Source organism: Erwinia sp. AC075, assembly GCF_979253995.1.
This window is the reverse complement of record NZ_CEEDEU010000001.1, coordinates 2,245,707-2,262,846: the sequence shown is the minus strand read 5'-3', so window position 1 is coordinate 2,262,846 and position 17,140 is coordinate 2,245,707. Positions and strand designations below refer to the sequence as shown.

Annotated in this window: 16 protein-coding genes; all 16 read left to right on the top strand. The window is 54.5% G+C overall.

What is annotated here, in order from left to right; translation table 11 throughout:
- Positions 1-612 precede the first annotated feature (612 nt).
- The 16 genes from sdhC (at position 613) to tolA (ending at position 17,041) form a co-directional block, all read left to right on the top strand.
- Positions 613-1,002, top strand: a complete 390-nt coding sequence (gene sdhC / locus AC0IXH_RS10635) for a succinate dehydrogenase cytochrome b556 subunit (RefSeq protein ID WP_013201320.1) — start codon at positions 613-615, stop codon at positions 1,000-1,002.
- Positions 996-1,343 (top strand): succinate dehydrogenase membrane anchor subunit, encoded by a 348-nt coding sequence (gene sdhD, locus AC0IXH_RS10630; protein ID WP_053146075.1) that lies wholly within the window; start codon positions 996-998, stop codon positions 1,341-1,343. Before sdhC ends, sdhD begins: the two co-directional genes overlap by 7 nt.
- A complete protein-coding gene (gene sdhA / locus AC0IXH_RS10625; protein ID WP_013201322.1) occupies positions 1,343-3,109 on the top strand; it encodes a succinate dehydrogenase flavoprotein subunit in 1,767 nt (588 codons plus the stop codon). The genes sdhD and sdhA overlap by 1 nt, the downstream gene beginning before the upstream one ends.
- A 16-nt stretch (positions 3,110-3,125) precedes the next feature.
- Positions 3,126-3,842, top strand: coding sequence for a succinate dehydrogenase iron-sulfur subunit (locus AC0IXH_RS10620; RefSeq protein ID WP_013201323.1), 717 nt, complete (start codon positions 3,126-3,128; stop codon positions 3,840-3,842).
- A 267-nt stretch (positions 3,843-4,109) separates the two neighbouring features.
- Positions 4,110-6,917 (top strand): 2-oxoglutarate dehydrogenase E1 component, encoded by a 2,808-nt coding sequence (gene sucA, locus AC0IXH_RS10615; RefSeq protein ID WP_013201324.1) that lies wholly within the window; start codon positions 4,110-4,112, stop codon positions 6,915-6,917.
- Between the two features lie 14 nt (positions 6,918-6,931).
- The gene (gene odhB / locus AC0IXH_RS10610; RefSeq protein WP_013201325.1) at positions 6,932-8,155 is read left to right on the top strand and encodes a 2-oxoglutarate dehydrogenase complex dihydrolipoyllysine-residue succinyltransferase; all 1,224 of its coding nucleotides are present in this window, start codon (positions 6,932-6,934) and stop codon (positions 8,153-8,155) included.
- A 107-nt stretch (positions 8,156-8,262) separates the two neighbouring features.
- Positions 8,263-9,429 (top strand): ADP-forming succinate--CoA ligase subunit beta, encoded by a 1,167-nt coding sequence (sucC, locus tag AC0IXH_RS10605; RefSeq protein WP_013201326.1) that lies wholly within the window; start codon positions 8,263-8,265, stop codon positions 9,427-9,429.
- Positions 9,429-10,301: a succinate--CoA ligase subunit alpha gene (gene sucD, locus AC0IXH_RS10600; RefSeq protein WP_013201327.1), complete on the top strand. Its 873-nt coding sequence runs from the start codon at positions 9,429-9,431 to the stop codon at positions 10,299-10,301. Before sucC ends, sucD begins: the two co-directional genes overlap by 1 nt.
- A 553-nt stretch (positions 10,302-10,854) precedes the next feature.
- Entirely contained in the window at positions 10,855-12,438 is a 1,584-nt protein-coding gene (cydA, locus tag AC0IXH_RS10595) for a cytochrome ubiquinol oxidase subunit I (protein ID WP_013201328.1), read from the top strand.
- Positions 12,435-13,574 carry a cytochrome d ubiquinol oxidase subunit II gene (cydB, locus tag AC0IXH_RS10590; protein WP_013201329.1) on the top strand — a complete coding sequence of 380 codons (1,140 nt, stop codon included), beginning with the start codon at positions 12,435-12,437 and terminating at the stop codon, positions 13,572-13,574. The genes cydA and cydB overlap by 4 nt, the downstream gene beginning before the upstream one ends.
- 15 nt (positions 13,575-13,589) lie before the next feature.
- Positions 13,590-13,700 (top strand): cytochrome bd-I oxidase subunit CydX, encoded by a 111-nt coding sequence (gene cydX, locus AC0IXH_RS10585; protein WP_065762065.1) that lies wholly within the window; start codon positions 13,590-13,592, stop codon positions 13,698-13,700.
- Complete coding sequence (ybgE, locus tag AC0IXH_RS10580; protein WP_013201330.1) at positions 13,700-13,993, top strand: cyd operon protein YbgE; 294 nt, start codon at positions 13,700-13,702, stop codon at positions 13,991-13,993. The genes cydX and ybgE overlap by 1 nt, the downstream gene beginning before the upstream one ends.
- Positions 13,994-14,206: 213 nt before the next feature.
- A complete protein-coding gene (gene ybgC, locus AC0IXH_RS10575) occupies positions 14,207-14,611 on the top strand; it encodes a tol-pal system-associated acyl-CoA thioesterase (RefSeq protein ID WP_013201331.1) in 405 nt (134 codons plus the stop codon).
- 5 nt (positions 14,612-14,616) lie between these two features.
- Entirely contained in the window at positions 14,617-15,294 is a 678-nt protein-coding gene (tolQ, locus tag AC0IXH_RS10570) for a Tol-Pal system protein TolQ (RefSeq protein WP_013201332.1), read from the top strand.
- A gap of 14 nt (positions 15,295-15,308) precedes the next feature.
- Positions 15,309-15,740: a colicin uptake protein TolR gene (gene tolR, locus AC0IXH_RS10565; protein WP_013201333.1), complete on the top strand. Its 432-nt coding sequence runs from the start codon at positions 15,309-15,311 to the stop codon at positions 15,738-15,740.
- 29 nt (positions 15,741-15,769) lie between these two features.
- Positions 15,770-17,041 (top strand): cell envelope integrity protein TolA, encoded by a 1,272-nt coding sequence (gene tolA, locus AC0IXH_RS10560; protein WP_013201334.1) that lies wholly within the window; start codon positions 15,770-15,772, stop codon positions 17,039-17,041.
- Positions 17,042-17,140: the final 99 nt, after the last annotated feature.

Below are 17,140 nucleotides of genomic sequence, written 5' to 3'. Positions count from 1 at the left end.
CTTTGCGCCTTATCTATAGATCTTCGACACTCGAAATGCTCATTGTGTCCGCGCCTGCATAAAAAAGCGCAGTGTCGTCTCTGTGGCATCTTGTATCGTGCAGGGTACAGAGAGACGGGGCGTGCGCAGGCCGGGTGGGCACAACAGTACTGCGTTTCGCGGTTGTTAAAGATCCGGTCTGGTCGTAACTTGTTGGTAACCGATACCTGATACTTTGTACGTATATATCATCAATGTTACATAACTTGTGCTTAGGGGAAAGTGTATCCCCATAACTTTTGTGCATCATAGAACTTTTGATCGTCCGTTTGTAACAGGAATGTTGAAGTTTTGTCAAATCAGATAATTAAATTTGTATAAATTGTGAAAAATGTGAGTCGGATCACTGTTCCACCTAAATATGCCCAAGAAGTTTGTAGGGGAATTGTAATGAGTTTGTGAACCCCCTATACTTCCGCCAGGTCTCCGGAATACCCTGCAGTAGGAGCCACCCAGCGTTGCGTACGCGTCGTTTTGACACTGGATGTTGTTGTTTTAGTGCCTGGCGCAGTATCTCCGTAACGCTGTCTGACCCGCCCTCAGGACCGGAGGAAGCAAAATAAGAAAGGCTGTGTGGGCAAAACCGTGAAAAAACAAAGACCTGTCAACTTGGATCTCTCCACGATCCGGTTTCCCGTTACTGCAATAGCGTCTATTCTCCATCGCGTATCTGGCGTCATTACGTTTGTGGCTGTTGGTATACTGCTCTGGTTACTGGGCCTGTCACTCTCATCTCCCGAAGGCTTCCTGCAAGCTTCTGCCGTCATGGGCAGCTTCTTTGTCAAATTCATCATGTGGGGCATTTTAACCGCACTGGCGTATCACATCGTCGGTGGGATTCGTCACATGCTGATGGACTTCGGGTATCTGGGTGAAACGCTGCAAATTGGGACGCGCTCCGCGCAAATCTCTTTTGGTATCACTGTCGTGCTTTCAATTCTGGCTGGAGTCCTCGTATGGTAAGCAACGCTTCTGCATTGGGTCGCAACGGCGTTCATGACTGGCTGCTGCTGCGTGCTGCTGCGATGATCATGACGTTATACGTGATCTACATCCTCGGTTTCGTGGTGATGTCAGGAACCCTGACGTACGACATCTGGCGTGGCTTCTTTGCCTCCAACTTTACCAAAGTCTTCACCCTTCTGACGCTGTTCTCCATTCTGGTGCATGGCTGGATTGGGATGTGGCAGGTACTGACGGATTACATCAAGCCGGTTGCTATCCGCTTGATGCTGCAACTGGTGGTGGTGGTTGCGCTGTTGGTTTATGCCATTTATGGAACTGTTGTTGTGTGGGGTGCGTAATGAGTTTGCCAGTAAGAGAGTTTGACGCCGTGGTAATCGGCGCCGGTGGTGCAGGCATGCGTGCCGCGCTGCAGATTTCCCAATCGGGCCAGAGCTGTGCTCTGTTGTCCAAAGTTTTCCCGACCCGTTCCCATACCGTTTCTGCGCAGGGCGGTATCACCGTTGCGCTGGGTAACACCCATGAAGATAACTGGGAATGGCATATGTACGACACGGTGAAAGGCTCCGATTACATCGGTGACCAGGACGCCATTGAATATATGTGTAAAACCGGACCGGAAGCGATTCTGGAACTGGAACACATGGGCCTGCCTTTCTCCCGTCTGGACGATGGCCGCATTTATCAGCGTCCGTTTGGTGGCCAGTCGAAGAACTTCGGCGGTGAGCAGGCGGCGCGTACCGCGGCGGCGGCTGACCGTACCGGCCATGCGTTATTGCATACCCTTTATCAGCAGAACCTGAAAAACAAGACCACTATCTTCTCCGAGTGGTATGCGTTGGATCTAGTGAAAAATGCCGACGGCGCCATTGTCGGCTGTACCGCACTGAATATTGAAGATGGCGAAGTCGTCTACTTTAAAGCGCGCGCAACGGTTCTGGCGACCGGCGGTGCAGGACGTATTTACCAGTCCACCACCAATGCCCACATCAATACCGGTGACGGCGTGGGTATGGCACTGCGTGCCGGCGTGCCGGTACAGGACATGGAAATGTGGCAGTTCCACCCAACCGGTATTGCCGGCGCGGGTGTGCTGGTGACCGAAGGCTGTCGTGGTGAAGGTGGTTACCTGTTGAACAAACACGGTGAGCGCTTTATGGAGCGTTATGCGCCAAACGCCAAAGACCTTGCCGGTCGTGACGTGGTTGCCCGTTCAATGATGATCGAAATCCGTGAAGGTCGTGGTTGCGAAGGTCCGTGGGGCCCGCACATCAAACTGAAACTGGATCACCTCGGTCACGAAGTGCTGGAAGCGCGTCTGCCAGGTATTCTGGAACTGTCCCGCACCTTTGCTCACGTCGATCCGGTTAAAGAACCGATCCCGGTTATCCCTACCTGCCACTATATGATGGGCGGTATTCCGACCCGCGTAACCGGTCAGGCGCTGACGGTAAATGAGAAGGGCGAAGATACTCTGGTGCCAGGACTCTTTGCGGTGGGTGAGATTGCCTGCGTATCGGTTCATGGTTCTAACCGTCTGGGCGGCAACTCGCTGCTGGATCTGGTGGTGTTTGGTCGTGCGGCGGGTCTGCACCTGCTGGAATCCATTCAAGAGCAGGGCGAGCTGAAAGACGCAACCGAAGAAGAGATCGAAGCGTCTCTGGCCCGCATGAACCGCTGGAACAACAACACCACCGGCGAGGATCCTGCCGAGCTGCGCAAAGCCCTGCAAACCTGTATGCAGAACAACTTCTCGGTGTTCCGTGAAGGCGATGCGATGGCAAAAGGTCTGGAAGAGCTGAAAGTTCTGCGTGAACGCCTGAAAGGCGCCCGTCTGGATGACCGTTCAAGCGACTTCAATACCCAGCGTATTGAGTGCCTTGAGCTGGATAACCTGATGGAAACGGCCTATGCAACGGCCGTCGCGGCGAACTACCGCACCGAAAGCCGTGGCGCGCACAGCCGCTTCGACTACCCAGAACGTGACGATGCAAACTGGTTATGCCACAGCGTGTATCTGCCGCAGAGCGAAAGCATGACTCGCCGTGAGGTGAACATGGCGCCGAAACTGCGCGCGGCGTTCCCGCCGAAAGCACGTACTTACTAGTTTGCGGAGATAAGCGATGAGACTCGAATTTTCTATTTATCGTTACAACCCGGAAGTTGACGATGCTCCGCACATGCAGGAGTACAGCCTGGAGTCCGAAGAAGGGCGCGACATGATGCTGCTGGACGCGCTGATGCGTCTGAAGGAAAAGGACCCGACGCTGGCTTTCCGTCGCTCCTGCCGCGAGGGCGTTTGCGGTTCCGATGGCATCAACATGAACGGTAAAAACGGTCTGGCCTGTATCACACCTGTTTCCGCCCTTGGCGGCGGCAGTAAAAAAATTGTGATCCGTCCTTTACCGGGTTTACCGGTGATCCGTGATTTGGTGGTGGACATGGGGCAATTCTACACTCAGTATGAGAAGATTAAGCCTTACCTGTTGAATAATGGGGAAAATCCACCGGCGCGTGAGCATCTGCAGGAGCCGGAACAGCGTGAAAAACTGGATGGCCTGTACGAATGTATCCTGTGTGCATGCTGCTCAACGTCCTGCCCATCTTTCTGGTGGAACCCGGACAAATTTATCGGTCCGGCTGGGTTGCTGGCAGCCTACCGTTTCTTGATCGACGACCGTGATACCGAAACGGATGCGCGCCTGGATAATCTGAACGATGCTTTCAGCGTATTCCGGTGTCACAGCATCATGAACTGTGTGAGCGTATGTCCTAAAGGACTTAACCCTACGCGCGCCATCGGCCACATTAAGTCGATGCTGCTGCAAAGAGGCGCATAAGCGCACCTCATCCGGGAACCGCCAGGTTCCCGGTTGTTTTACCAGGAAACCCTGCCAAGCTTATCTTCGGGTTGGCTTTGCAAGGTTCCCTTACGGGCCCGGGCGCCAGCAGTCGCGCACAGCGCTCGTATCGATGAACTTTCAGGCTGCGTCCCGCGTTGTTAGCGGAACACAGCCGAGGGCAAGCCGCTTATGCGGCGTGGGGCCTGCAAAGGCCCTGTTAAATAATCACGGCGAACTAAAGCACAAAATGCTTAAGGGATCACAATGCAGAACAGCGCGATGAAACCCTGGCTGGACTCCTCCTGGCTGGCCGGCGCGAACCAGACCTACATAGAGCAGCTCTATGAGGACTATCTAACTGATCCTGACTCTGTTGATGTTGCCTGGAAAGAGCTCTTTCAGCAGCTTCCAGGTCAAGGGGTCAGACCGGAACAATTTCACTCGAGCACACGCGAGTACTTCCGCCGTCTGGCGAAAGATGCCACGCGTTACACCTCTTCCGTAAGCGATCCTGATACCAATGCCAAGCAGGTTAAGGTTCTCCAGCTGATCAACGCCTTTCGTTTCCGCGGACATCAGCTGGCAAACCTCGATCCGTTAGGCCTGTGGCAGAATGAATCCGTGCCGGATCTGGATCCTAAATTCCACGATCTGAGCGAAGCGGATTTCCAGGAAACCTTCAACGTCGGTTCATTTGCTTTCGGCAAAGACACCATGAAGCTGGCGGATCTTTACGCCTTGCTGAAGCAGACCTACTGCGGCTCGATCGGTGCTGAGTATATGCACATCACCAACACCGAAGAGAAACGCTGGATCCAACAGCGCATCGAATCGGTGGCCGGACAGGCATCGTTCTCCACCGCGGAGAAGAAAGGTTTCCTGAAACAGCTGACCGCAGCCGAAGGCCTTGAGCGTTACCTCGGTGCGAAATTCCCGGGCGCCAAGCGCTTCTCGCTGGAAGGCGGCGATGCACTGGTGCCAATGCTGAACGAGATGATCCACCATTCAGGCAAAAGCGGCACGCGTGAAGTGGTGCTGGGCATGGCCCACCGTGGTCGTCTGAACGTGCTGATCAACGTGCTGGGTAAAAAGCCGCAGGACCTGTTTGACGAGTTCGCTGGCAAGCACAAAGAGCATCTCGGTACCGGTGACGTGAAGTACCATATGGGCTTCTCTTCCGACGTCGAAACCGAAGGCGGCATGGTTCACTTGGCGCTGGCGTTTAACCCGTCGCACCTTGAGATCGTCAGCCCGGTAGTGATGGGATCTGTGCGTGCGCGTCTGGATCGTCTCGACGAGCCGGGCAGCAACAAAGTTCTGCCAATCACCATCCACGGTGATGCGGCGATCATTGGTCAGGGTGTGGTTCAGGAAACGCTGAACATGTCTCAGGCTCGCGGCTATGAAGTCGGCGGCACCGTGCGCATCGTGATCAACAACCAGATTGGTTTCACCACCTCCAATCCGAAAGATGCCCGTTCAACCCAGTACTGTACCGATATCGGTAAAATGGTGCTGGCGCCAATCTTCCACGTGAATGCCGATGACCCGGAAGCGGTGGCCTTTGTGACCCGCCTGGCGTTGGATTTCCGTAACACCTTCAAGCGTGATGTCTTCATCGATCTGGTCTGTTATCGCCGTCACGGCCATAACGAAGCGGATGAGCCAAGTGCGACTCAGCCGGTGATGTATCAGAAGATCAAAAAGCATCCGACCCCGCGCAAACTCTATGCTGATCGTCTCGAAAGCGAGAAGATTGCCAGCCTGGAAGATGCCACGGAAATGGTCAACCTGTACCGCGACGCGCTGGATGCCGGCGAATGCGTGGTGCCTGAATGGCGTCCGATGAGCCTGCACTCCTTCACCTGGTCGCCGTATCTGAACCATGACTGGGATGAAAGCTATCAGGAAACCTTAGACCTGAAGCGCCTGCAAGAGCTGGCTAAACGCATCAGTAGCGTGCCGGAAGCCATTGAAATGCAGTCCCGCGTGGCGAAGATCTATAACGATCGCGCTGAGATGGCCGCAGGCAACAAACCGTTCGACTGGGGCGCTGCCGAGAACCTGGCCTATGCCACGCTGGTTGATGAAGGCATTCCGTGCCGTCTTTCCGGTGAAGACATGGGACGTGGCACCTTCTTCCACCGCCATGCGGTGATCCACAACCAGTCTAACGGCTCAACCTATACCCCGCTGATGCACGTGCATAACGGTCAGGGCACCTTCAAAGTCTGGGACTCCGTCCTGTCTGAAGAAGCGGTGCTGGCGTTCGAATACGGTTATGCCACGGCAGAACCACGCACGCTGACCATCTGGGAAGCGCAGTTTGGTGACTTTGCCAACGGTGCTCAGGTGGTTATCGACCAGTTCATCAGCTCCGGCGAGCAGAAATGGGGCCGTATGTGCGGTCTGGTAATGCTGCTGCCGCACGGTTACGAAGGGCAGGGCCCGGAGCACTCATCTGCCCGTCTGGAACGTTATCTGCAGCTTTGCGCTGAGCAGAACATGCAGGTTTGCGTGCCGTCAACGCCGGCTCAGGTTTACCATATGCTGCGTCGTCAGGCGCTGCGCGGTATGCGCCGTCCGTTGATCGTCATGTCACCGAAATCTCTGCTGCGTCATCCGCTGGCGGTCTCTTCTCTGGAAGAGCTGGCCACGGGCGGCTTCCAGCCGGCAATTGGCGAGATCGACGCGCTTGACCCGAAAGGCGTGAAGCGTGTGGTGCTCTGCTCCGGTAAGGTCTATTACGATCTGCTGGACAAGCGTCGCAAAAACGAGCAAACCGATGTCGCTATCGTGCGTATCGAACAGCTGTATCCGTTCCCGCACAAAGCGGTTCAGGATGTGCTGCAGCAATATTCGCATGTGCATGATTTCGTGTGGTGCCAGGAAGAGCCGCTTAATCAGGGCGCATGGTTCTGCAGCCAGCACCACTTCCGTGAAGTGGTTCCTTTTGGGGCTTCATTACGTTACGCCGGCCGCCCCGCCTCCGCCTCGCCGGCAGTTGGCTATATGTCCGTTCACCAGCAGCAGCAGCAAGATCTGGTAAATGACGCGCTGAACGTTAATTAATTCAAGGAAAAATAATGAGTAGCGTAGAGATCATCGTTCCCGACCTGCCTGAATCCGTTGCCGATGCCACCGTGGCAACCTGGCACAAAAAACCAGGCGATTCTGTCCAGCGCGACGAAGTGCTGGTAGAGATCGAAACCGACAAAGTGATTCTGGAAGTTCCGGCCACCGCCGATGGCGTGCTGGAAGCGATTCTGGAAGATGAAGGCGCAACAGTTATCTCTCGTCAGGCGCTGGGTCGTCTGAAAGAAGGGAACAGCGGCGGCAAAGCAAGCTCTGCCAAAGTTGAAGAGCAGGATTCTACCCCGGCACAGCGTCAGAGCGCTTCTCTGGAAGAAGAGAGCAACGACGCGCTCAGCCCGGCTATCCGCCGCCTGATTGCTGAACACAACCTCGACGCGGCCGCCATCAAAGGCACCGGCGTCGGTGGACGTTTGACGCGTGAAGACGTAGAAAAACACCTCGCGAAAAAACCTGAAGCCGCCGCGAAAGCGCCTGCTGCAGCTGCGCCTTCTGCACCAGCCGCCGCTCTGCCAGGCCGCAGCGAGAAGCGCGTTCCAATGACCCGTCTGCGTAAGCGCATTGCCGAGCGTCTGTTGGAAGCGAAAAACAGCACCGCGATGTTGACCACCTTTAACGAAGTCAACATGCAGCCAATCATGAACCTGCGTAAGCAGTACGGCGAAGCGTTTGAAAAACGTCACGGCGTACGTCTGGGCTTCATGTCCTTCTACCTGAAAGCGGTTGTTGAAGCGCTGAAACGCTTCCCGGAAGTCAATGCGTCTATCGACGGCGAAGACGTTGTTTACCACAACTACTTTGACGTCAGCATCGCTGTTTCCACCCCGCGTGGGCTGGTCACGCCAGTGCTGAAAGATATCGATGCGCTGGGTATGGCCGATATCGAGAAGAAAATCAAAGAGCTGGCAGTGAAAGGCCGTGACGGGAAACTGACCGTTGACGAACTGACTGGCGGTAACTTCACCATCACCAACGGCGGCGTGTTCGGTTCCCTGATGTCCACGCCGATCATCAACCCACCGCAGAGTGCCATCCTCGGCATGCATGCGATCAAAGATCGTCCTATGGCGGTTAATGGTCAGGTTGTGATCCTGCCAATGATGTATCTGGCCCTCTCTTACGATCACCGCCTGATCGACGGTAAAGAATCCGTCAGCTACCTGGTGGCGATCAAAGAGCTGCTGGAAGATCCGTCAAGGCTGCTGCTGGACGTTTAATCCCTGTCGGGTGCGGCCTGGTGCTGCACCCAACCCTATGTGTGGCCGACACTCTGGCAACCGCCAGATTCGGCCAAGTTTTTTCCGACCTGAATGGATAGAACATCATGAACTTACACGAATATCAGGCAAAACAGTTGTTTGCACGGTATGGTTTACCGGCACCAACCGGCTATGCCTGCACCACTCCACGTGAAGCTGAAGAAGCCGCCTCAAAGATTGGCGCCGGTCCGTGGGTAGTGAAATGTCAGGTTCATGCCGGAGGCCGCGGTAAAGCGGGCGGTGTGAAGGTAGTGAAGAGCAAGGAAGAGATCCGTGCTTTCGCTGAACACTGGCTGGGCAAACGCCTGACCACCTATCAGACTGACGCCAATGGCCAGCCGGTAAACCAGATCCTGGTTGAAGCGGCAACGGATATCGACCAGGAACTTTACCTGGGTGCCGTGGTTGACCGTGCAACCCGTCGCGTGGTGTTTATGGCCTCGACTGAAGGCGGCGTGGAAATTGAGAAAGTGGCGGAAGAAACCCCGCACCTGATCCACCAGATGGCGCTGGATCCATTGACCGGTCCTCAGCCTTATCAGGGCCGCGAGCTGGCCTTCAAACTGGGTCTGACCGGTAAGCAGGTTGGCCAGTTCACCAAGATCTTTATGGGTCTGGCCACGCTGTTCCTGGAGCGCGATCTGGCACTGGTTGAGATCAACCCGCTGGTGATCACCAAGCAGGGCGATCTGATCTGCCTCGACGGCAAACTGACTGCGGATGGCAATGCTCTGTTCCGTCAGCCGGAACTGCGTGAAATGCGCGATCCAAGCCAGGAAGATGCCCGTGAAGCGCAGGCTGCACAGTGGGAACTGAACTATGTGGCACTGGAAGGCAACATTGGTTGTATGGTTAACGGCGCAGGCCTGGCGATGGGTACCATGGACATCGTTAAGCTGAGCGGCGGCCAGCCTGCTAACTTCCTTGACGTTGGCGGCGGCGCAACCAAAGAGCGTGTAACCGAAGCATTCAAAATCATCCTGTCTGACGACGCGGTGAAAGCGGTATTTGTGAACATTTTCGGCGGCATCGTACGCTGCGACCTGATTGCTGATGGCATCATCGGCGCGGTTGAAGAAGTCGGTGTTAACGTGCCAGTGGTGGTGCGTCTGGAAGGTAACAATGCCGAGCTGGGTGCCAAAAAACTGGCAGACAGCGGTCTGAACATCATTGCAGCAACCAGCCTGAGTGACGCGGCGCAGCGCGTTGTTGCCGCAGCGGAGGGTAAATAATGTCCATTTTGATCGATAAGAACACCAAAGTAATCTGCCAGGGCTTCACCGGTGGCCAGGGAACTTTCCACTCCGAGCAGGCGCTGGCCTATGGCACGCAGCTGGTTGGCGGCGTAACGCCAGGTAAAGGCGGCACCGAGCATCTGGGTCTGCCGGTGTTCAACACCGTGCGTGAAGCGGTAGAAGCGACGGGCGCAACCGCCTCGGTCATCTACGTTCCAGCCCCGTTCTGTAAAGACGGTATCCTGGAAGCGATCGAAGCGGGCATCAAGCTGATCATCACCATCACGGAAGGCATTCCTACCCTGGATATGCTGACGGTGAAAGTGAAGCTGGATGAAGCTGGCGTGCGTATGATTGGCCCGAACTGCCCAGGTGTGATCACCCCTGGCGCCTGCAAAATCGGCATCATGCCGGGTCACATTCACCAACCAGGCCGTATCGGCATCGTTTCACGTTCCGGTACCCTGACGTATGAAGCCGTTAAGCAGACCACAGACATCGGCTACGGCCAGTCTACCTGCGTCGGTATCGGTGGTGACCCGATCCCAGGTTCAAACTTCATTGATATCCTGAAACTGTTCCAGGAAGATCCACAGACCGAAGCGATTGTGATGATCGGTGAAATCGGCGGCAGCGCGGAAGAAGAAGCGGCAGCCTTTATCAAAGAGCACGTCACCAAGCCGGTTGTCGGTTACATCGCGGGCGTGACTGCGCCGAAAGGCAAGCGTATGGGCCATGCTGGCGCCATCATCGCGGGCGGTAAAGGCACAGCAGACGAGAAGTTTGCCGCGCTGGAAGCTGCAGGCGTGAAAACCGTGCGTAGCCTGGCCGATATCGGCGACGCGGTTAAAGCGGTTCTGCCGAAATAACTGACGCTTTCTGGAATACCTTCAAAGGCCACCTTCGGGTGGCCTTTTTAATGCGTTCAAAAAAAAGTGATGCCAAAGCGGGTGCAACGCAGGCAAAGCTGAGAAACCTGACTAAGATTAGGGAAGCTGGCGGCGTTAAATTTTATCGGAAACTATTACTTAATTATTTCAAATTAGAGTTCAGTTAAAACAATAAATTAACAACCTCACACCTCTACCACACCAACAGGTCACTAAACTTTAATTAAGATCAAATAAGTGCGATCTATATCAATTCTTAAAGCTGGCTAAGAAAAAGGTTTTTCGATTAAATTGCTCTGCATCAATACGGGCGTCTCAGGCAATATTAGAAAAACCTGTATCTGGTTAAATAAAATAAATCTGGCATCACAAATTCTTTACTTTCAGCAAGGTAAAACCGCAAGGCTTATCGCCATGATGATGCGGAAACCTGTGTGTTTAATTGGATTAAAATACTGGTACTGACCGGTATCACGGATACTCAGCCGTGCTTACCGCGTCATCACCCACGTGTGTGGAGCAAGGAGTCAAGATGTTTGATATTGTCGAACTATCGCGCTTACAGTTTGCTCTGACAGCCATGTACCATTTCCTGTTCGTCCCATTAACGCTCGGTATGGCGTTTTTGTTGGCGATCATGGAAACGGTCTATGTGCTTTCGGGCAAGCAAATCTATAAAGATATGACCAAGTTCTGGGGCAAGTTATTTGGCATTAACTTTGCGCTGGGCGTGGCAACCGGGCTGACCATGGAGTTCCAGTTCGGAACCAACTGGTCTTATTACTCTCACTATGTCGGGGATATCTTTGGCGCACCGTTGGCCATTGAAGGCCTGATGGCATTCTTCCTCGAATCCACCTTCGTCGGGCTGTTCTTCTTTGGCTGGGATCGCCTGGGCAAAGTTCAGCATATGGCGGTGACCTGGCTGGTGGCGTTGGGTTCAAACCTCTCCGCACTGTGGATCCTGGTGGCGAATGGCTGGATGCAGAATCCGGTCGCCTCCGAATTCAACTTCGAAACCATGCGTATGGAAATGGTCAGCTTCTCCGAGCTGATCTTAAACCCTGTCGCGCAGGTGAAGTTCGTGCACACCGTGGCTGCCGGCTATACCTGTGGCGCGATGTTCATCCTCGGTATCAGCGCCTACTATCTGCTGCGCGGACGCGACATCGCCTTTGCGAAACGCTCCTTTGCCATTGCCGCCAGTTTTGGTATGGCCGCCATTCTCTCGGTGATCGTGCTGGGTGATGAATCCGGTTATGAAATCGGTGACGTGCAGAAAACCAAACTCGCCGCGATTGAAGCCGAATGGGAAACGCAGCCGGCACCAGCCGCGTTCACGCTGTTTGGTATTCCCGATCAGGAAGCGCAGGAAAATAAATACGCCATTCAAATTCCGTGGGCACTGGGGCTGATTGCTACCCGCTCGGTGGACAAGCAAGTCACCGGCCTGAAAGAGTTAATGGGTCAGCATGAAGTGCGTATCCGCAACGGGATGAAGGCCTACAGCCTGCTGGAGCAACTGCGTTCCGGGAATAAAGATCCTGCTGTGCGCACCGAATTCAACGATGTGAAGAAAGATCTGGGTTACGGGCTGCTGCTGAAGCGCTACACGCCAAACGTGGCGGATGCCAGCGAAGCGCAAATCCAACAGGCAACCAAAGACTCAATTCCACGCGTGGCTCCGCTGTACTTCTCCTTCCGTATCATGGTCGGCGCGGGCGTGCTGATGCTGCTGATTATCGGTGGATCCTTCTGGACAGTGATCCGTAACCGCATTGGTAAGAGTACCTTCCTGTTGAAATGTGCGTTGTACGGCATTCCGCTGCCGTGGATTGCCATCGAATCGGGCTGGTTTGTCGCTGAATATGGTCGTCAGCCGTGGGCCATCGGTGAAGTGCTGCCAACTGCGGTCGCCAACTCCTCGCTGACCGTGGGCGATCTGCTGTTCTCGATGATCCTGATCTGCGGTCTGTATACGCTGTTCCTCGTGGCTGAAATGTATCTGATGTTCAAGTTTGCGCGCCTGGGGCCAAGCAGCCTGAAGACCGGACGCTATCACTTCGAACAGTCCAGTATTGCTGCGCGTGATGCTCAGACAGGAGTCCTGCAATGATCACTTATGAACTGCTGCGTTTCGTCTGGTGGGCACTGATTGGCGTGTTGCTGATTGGCTTCGCCGTTGCCGACGGATTCGATATGGGCGTGGGCATGCTGACCCGCATTCTTGGGCGCACCGATACTGAACGTCGCATTATGATCAACAGCATCGCGCCACACTGGGACGGTAACCAGGTCTGGCTGATCACCGCCGGTGGGGCGCTGTTTGCCGCCTGGCCAACGGTGTATGCCGCTGCGTTCTCCGGCTTCTACGTGGCGATGATTCTGGTGCTCGCTTCGCTGTTCTTCCGGCCAATCGGCTTTGACTACCGTTCCAAACTGGAAGATAACCGCTGGCGTGGCATGTGGGACTGGGCGATCTTTATCGGCAGCTTTGTGCCACCGTTAGTGATTGGCGTGGCCTTCGGCAATCTGCTGCAGGGCGTGCCGTTCCATATGGATGAGTATCTGCGCCTGTTCTATACCGGCAACTTCTTCCAGCTGCTGAATCCGTTTGCGCTGCTGGCCGGGATTGTCAGCCTGACCATGATCCTCACGCAGGGTGCGACCTATCTGCAGATGCGTACCGTCGGCGAGCTGCATGTGCGTTCACGCCTTGCTGCGCAGATCTCGGCATTGGTGATGGTGGTGTGCTTCGTACTGGCCGGCGTCTGGGTGATGTATGGTATCGACGGCTATGCCGTCACCAGCGTGCTGGATCACAACGCGGCTTCAAACCCATTGGGCAAAGAAGTGGTGCGTGAAGCGGGTGCCTGGATGGTCAACTTTAACAAGACACCGCTGCTGTGGATTATTCCCGCGCTGGGCGTGGTGCTGCCGCTGTTGACCATTCTCTGTTCGCGACTGGAGAAAGGGGCCTGGGCGTTTGTCTTCTCTTCCTTAACGCTGGCCTGTGTGATCCTCACTGCGGGTGTTGCCATGTTCCCGTTCATCATGCCGTCCAGCACGATGCCGAATATGAGCCTGACCATGTGGGACAGCACCTCCAGCCTGTTGACGCTGAAAATCATGACCGTTGCCGCCATTATCTTCGTGCCAATTATCCTGGCCTACACAACCTGGTGTTACTACAAAATGTTCGGTCGTCTGACCAAAGAGCAGATTGAAAACAACACCCATTCTCTCTATTAATTGAGGAGCTGAACAATGTGGTATTTTGCCTGGATCCTCGGCACCTTGCTGGCCTGCGCGTTCGGCATTATTACAGCGCTGGCAATTGAGCATATCGAAGACAGTGAAGTGAAAGAGAAACGCTGATGGGGCAGGGGATAACACGCCTCTATCAGTGGATGGATAAGAGCCCGTTACGGGCTCTTTCATTGCTGATGGCCTTGCTGCTGGCAGGCTGTATGTTCTGGGATCCCAAACGGTTCGCGGCGAACAGCAGCTCACTGGAAATCTGGCAGGGATTATTAATGATGTGGGCGGTGTGCACCGGGGTGATCCATGGGGTTGGTTTCCGGCCTCGTCGACTGCGCTGGCAGGCATTTTTCTCGCCTCTTCCTGCCTGGATCGTCCTTATTTTTGGCCTGGCCTTCTTCTTTTCCTAAGCTTACTCAGGCGAAGTCTCACTTCGCCTGCCTTCCCCGACCGCCAAAACCGCCTTTTTCCTCAGATTACGTCAAGAAACGTCCAGGATTTGTCCGTATTTCCTCCGGCTTGTTTCCAAACAATAATTATTTTCTTTCCCCTCTGGCAACCCATTCCAAAGGCGTATGCTCTTGCGTATAGTAGCAGCGTTTAAAGCATTACCGGGATGTAGAGTGAGTACAACGCTGTTTCGATGGCCGGTTCGTGTCTACTACGAAGACACCGATGCCGGTGGTGTGGTTTACCATGCCAGCTATGTCGCGTTTTATGAACGGGCACGAACTGAGATGTTGCGCCAGCACCATTTCAACCAACAGGCTTTGCTGGAACAGCAGGTCGCGTTTGTCGTGCGTCGGATTACGGTCGATTACCTTGCGGCTGCCCGCCTTGACGATCTTCTCGAGGTGCAGTGTGAAGTGGTAAGCATGACCAGAACGACCATGACTTTCGCACAACGTATTGTGAATGCAGAAGGACGGACGCTGAACGAAGCGGAAGTGCTGATCGCCTGCATCAATCCACATCTAATGAAGCCCATTGCGCTTCCCAAGTCTATTGTCGCGGAGTTCAAGCAGTGACTGACATGAACATTCTTGATTTGTTCCTGAAGGCGAGCCTTCTGGTCAAACTTATCATGTTGATTTTGATTGGTTTTTCTATCGCCTCATGGGCAATCATTATTCAACGCACGCGCATCCTGAATGCCGCCGGGCGTGATGCTGATGCATTCGAAGACAAGTTCTGGTCGGGGATCGAACTGTCTCGCCTGTATCAGGAAAGCCAGGCCCGTCGTGACGAGCTCGGGGGCTCTGAACAAATTTTCTATTCGGGCTTTAAAGAGTTTGCCCGACTGCACCGTGCCAATAACCATGCGCCAGAAGCGGTGGTTGAAGGCGCAACGCGTGCGATGCGCATCTCGCTGAACCGTGAAATGGAAGCGCTGGAAAACCACATTCCCTTCCTGGGAACCGTGGGCTCCATCAGTCCTTATATCGGTCTGTTCGGTACCGTCTGGGGCATCATGCATGCCTTTATCGCGCTGGGCGCGGTGAAGCAGGCCACCTTGCAGATGGTTGCGCCGGGTATTGCAGAAGCGCTGATCGCCACGGCTATCGGTCTGTTTGCGGCGATCCCCGCCGTTATGGCTTACAACCGCCTTAATCAGCGCGTGAATAAGCTGGAACAGAATTACGATAACTTTATGGAAGAGTTCACGGCTATTCTGCATCGTCAGGCGTTCTCCAGCGAGAACACCAAGTAAGAGCTGAGGTTAGCATGGCCAGAACTCGTGGTCGCGGCGGTCGCCGTGAGATGAAGTCCGAGATCAACATTGTTCCACTGCTGGACGTTTTGCTGGTGCTGCTGCTGATTTTCATGGCAACCGCACCGATCATTACCCAGAGCGTGGAAGTGGATCTGCCGGATGCGACAGATTCAAAAACTGTTTCCAGTGACGATAATCCGCCAGTGATCGTAGAAGTGGCGGGCGTGGGACAGTACAGCCTGGTGGTCGATCACGATCGGATGGAGCAGCTGCCACCTGAGCAGGTAGTCGCTGAAGCTCAGCGCCGTATTGAGGCGAATCCGAAGACGGTATTCCTGATCGGTGGGGCAAAAGATGTGCCTTACGACGAGATCATTAAGGCGCTCAACTTGCTGCATCAGGCAGGCGTTAAGTCTGTCGGATTAATGACGCAGCCGATTTAATTCATTCGAACCGTTTTTGGGAATCGAGAGTGTCGAAGGCAACCGAGCAAAACGATAAGTTAAAACGAGCGATTATCTTTTCAGTCATCCTGCATGTGCTTGTCATTGCGGTACTGATCTGGAGCTCTTTTGACGAACACATCGACGCGAGCAGCGGCGGTGGCGGTGGTGATATCGATGCCGTCATGGTCGATCCTGGTGCGATCGTTGATCAGTATAATCGGCAGCAGAATCAGCAAAGCGACAGTAAGCGGGCTGACAATCAGCGTAAGAAGCAGGCGCAACAGCAGGCTGAAGAGCTGCAACAGAAGCAGGCCGCTGAGCAACAGCGTTTGAAAGAGCTGGAAAAAGAGCGTCTGCAAGCCCAGCAGGATGCGAAGCAGCAAGCGGCTGCGCAGGCTGCCGAGCAGAAGCAGGCTCAGGACGCGGCGAAGCAGGCACAGGAAGAGCAAAAGCAGGCTGAAATGGCCGCCGCTAAAGCGAAGTCCGATGCCAAAGCGCAGGCTGATGCTCAGGCTAAATCGGCCGCTGAAGCACAGAAAAAAGCGGAAGCAGAGGCCAAACAGGCAGCTGCCGATGCACAGAAAAAAGCCGAAGCCGAAGCCAAAAAAGTGGCAGCCGAAGCTAAAAAGCAGGCTGACGCTGAGGCCAAAGAAGCTGCCGCTGAAGCCGCCAAGGTAAAAGCGGCCGCCGATGCGAAGGCGAAAGCCACCGCAGACGCGAAAGCCAAAGCGGCGGAAGAGGCTAAAGAAGCGAAAGCTGCTGCCGCGAAAGAAGCCGCAGAAGCGAAAGAGAAAGCCGCTGAAGAGGCGAAAGCCAAAGCAGAGGCTTCTGCAAAAGCGAAAGCAGACGCCGCGGCGAAAGCCAAAGCCGCTGCCGACGCCAAGAAAAAAGCCGCCGCTGATGCCGCAAAAGACACCAGCGATGTGGACGATTTACTGGGAGGACTCAGCTCTGGCAAGAACGCGCCGAAGCAGGGTAAATCCGGTGGCGCTGCCGCAGGGCAGGGTAATCAGAAAAAAGCGGGCGCATCAGGGGCTGCAATTGATAGTTATATAGGCCAGGTTCAGGCGGCTATCCAGAGTAAGTTCTATGATTCGGACACGTTCAAAGGCAGGACGTGTGATATTCACATCAAGATCATGTCCGATGGCACCTTAGTTTCCGCCACTGCGGCTGGAGGCGATGCTGCACTGTGTCAGGCGGCAATTAATGCTGCCCGCATGGCAAGAATGCCTAAACCGCCGAGTGCGGAAGTTTATCAGGCAGTTAAAGATGCAACGTTAGAATTCAAGCCATAAGAATTCGGTAACATCCGGCAAGTTGAACTATGGTCAACTTGCCGTACTCTATAGATGCATTATTGGTTCGTTTGAACACTGCTAATTATCGTGGACGTT

Excerpts from the sequence above, each read along its gene's own strand:
- sdhD (WP_053146075.1), top strand. The coding sequence starts at position 996 with ATGGTAAGCAACGCTTCTGCATTGGGTCGCAACGGCGTTCATGACTGG.
- sdhA (WP_013201322.1), top strand. The coding sequence starts at position 1,343 with ATGAGTTTGCCAGTAAGAGAGTTTGACGCCGTGGTAATCGGCGCCGGT.
- AC0IXH_RS10620 (WP_013201323.1), top strand. The coding sequence starts at position 3,126 with ATGAGACTCGAATTTTCTATTTATCGTTACAACCCGGAAGTTGACGAT.
- sucA (WP_013201324.1), top strand. The coding sequence starts at position 4,110 with ATGCAGAACAGCGCGATGAAACCCTGGCTGGACTCCTCCTGGCTGGCC.
- odhB (WP_013201325.1), top strand. The coding sequence starts at position 6,932 with ATGAGTAGCGTAGAGATCATCGTTCCCGACCTGCCTGAATCCGTTGCC.
- sucC (WP_013201326.1), top strand. The coding sequence starts at position 8,263 with ATGAACTTACACGAATATCAGGCAAAACAGTTGTTTGCACGGTATGGT.
- sucD (WP_013201327.1), top strand. The coding sequence starts at position 9,429 with ATGTCCATTTTGATCGATAAGAACACCAAAGTAATCTGCCAGGGCTTC.
- cydA (WP_013201328.1), top strand. The coding sequence starts at position 10,855 with ATGTTTGATATTGTCGAACTATCGCGCTTACAGTTTGCTCTGACAGCC.
- cydB (WP_013201329.1), top strand. The coding sequence starts at position 12,435 with ATGATCACTTATGAACTGCTGCGTTTCGTCTGGTGGGCACTGATTGGC.
- cydX (WP_065762065.1), top strand. The coding sequence starts at position 13,590 with ATGTGGTATTTTGCCTGGATCCTCGGCACCTTGCTGGCCTGCGCGTTC.
- ybgE (WP_013201330.1), top strand. The coding sequence starts at position 13,700 with ATGGGGCAGGGGATAACACGCCTCTATCAGTGGATGGATAAGAGCCCG.
- tolQ (WP_013201332.1), top strand. The coding sequence starts at position 14,617 with ATGAACATTCTTGATTTGTTCCTGAAGGCGAGCCTTCTGGTCAAACTT.
- tolR (WP_013201333.1), top strand. The coding sequence starts at position 15,309 with ATGGCCAGAACTCGTGGTCGCGGCGGTCGCCGTGAGATGAAGTCCGAG.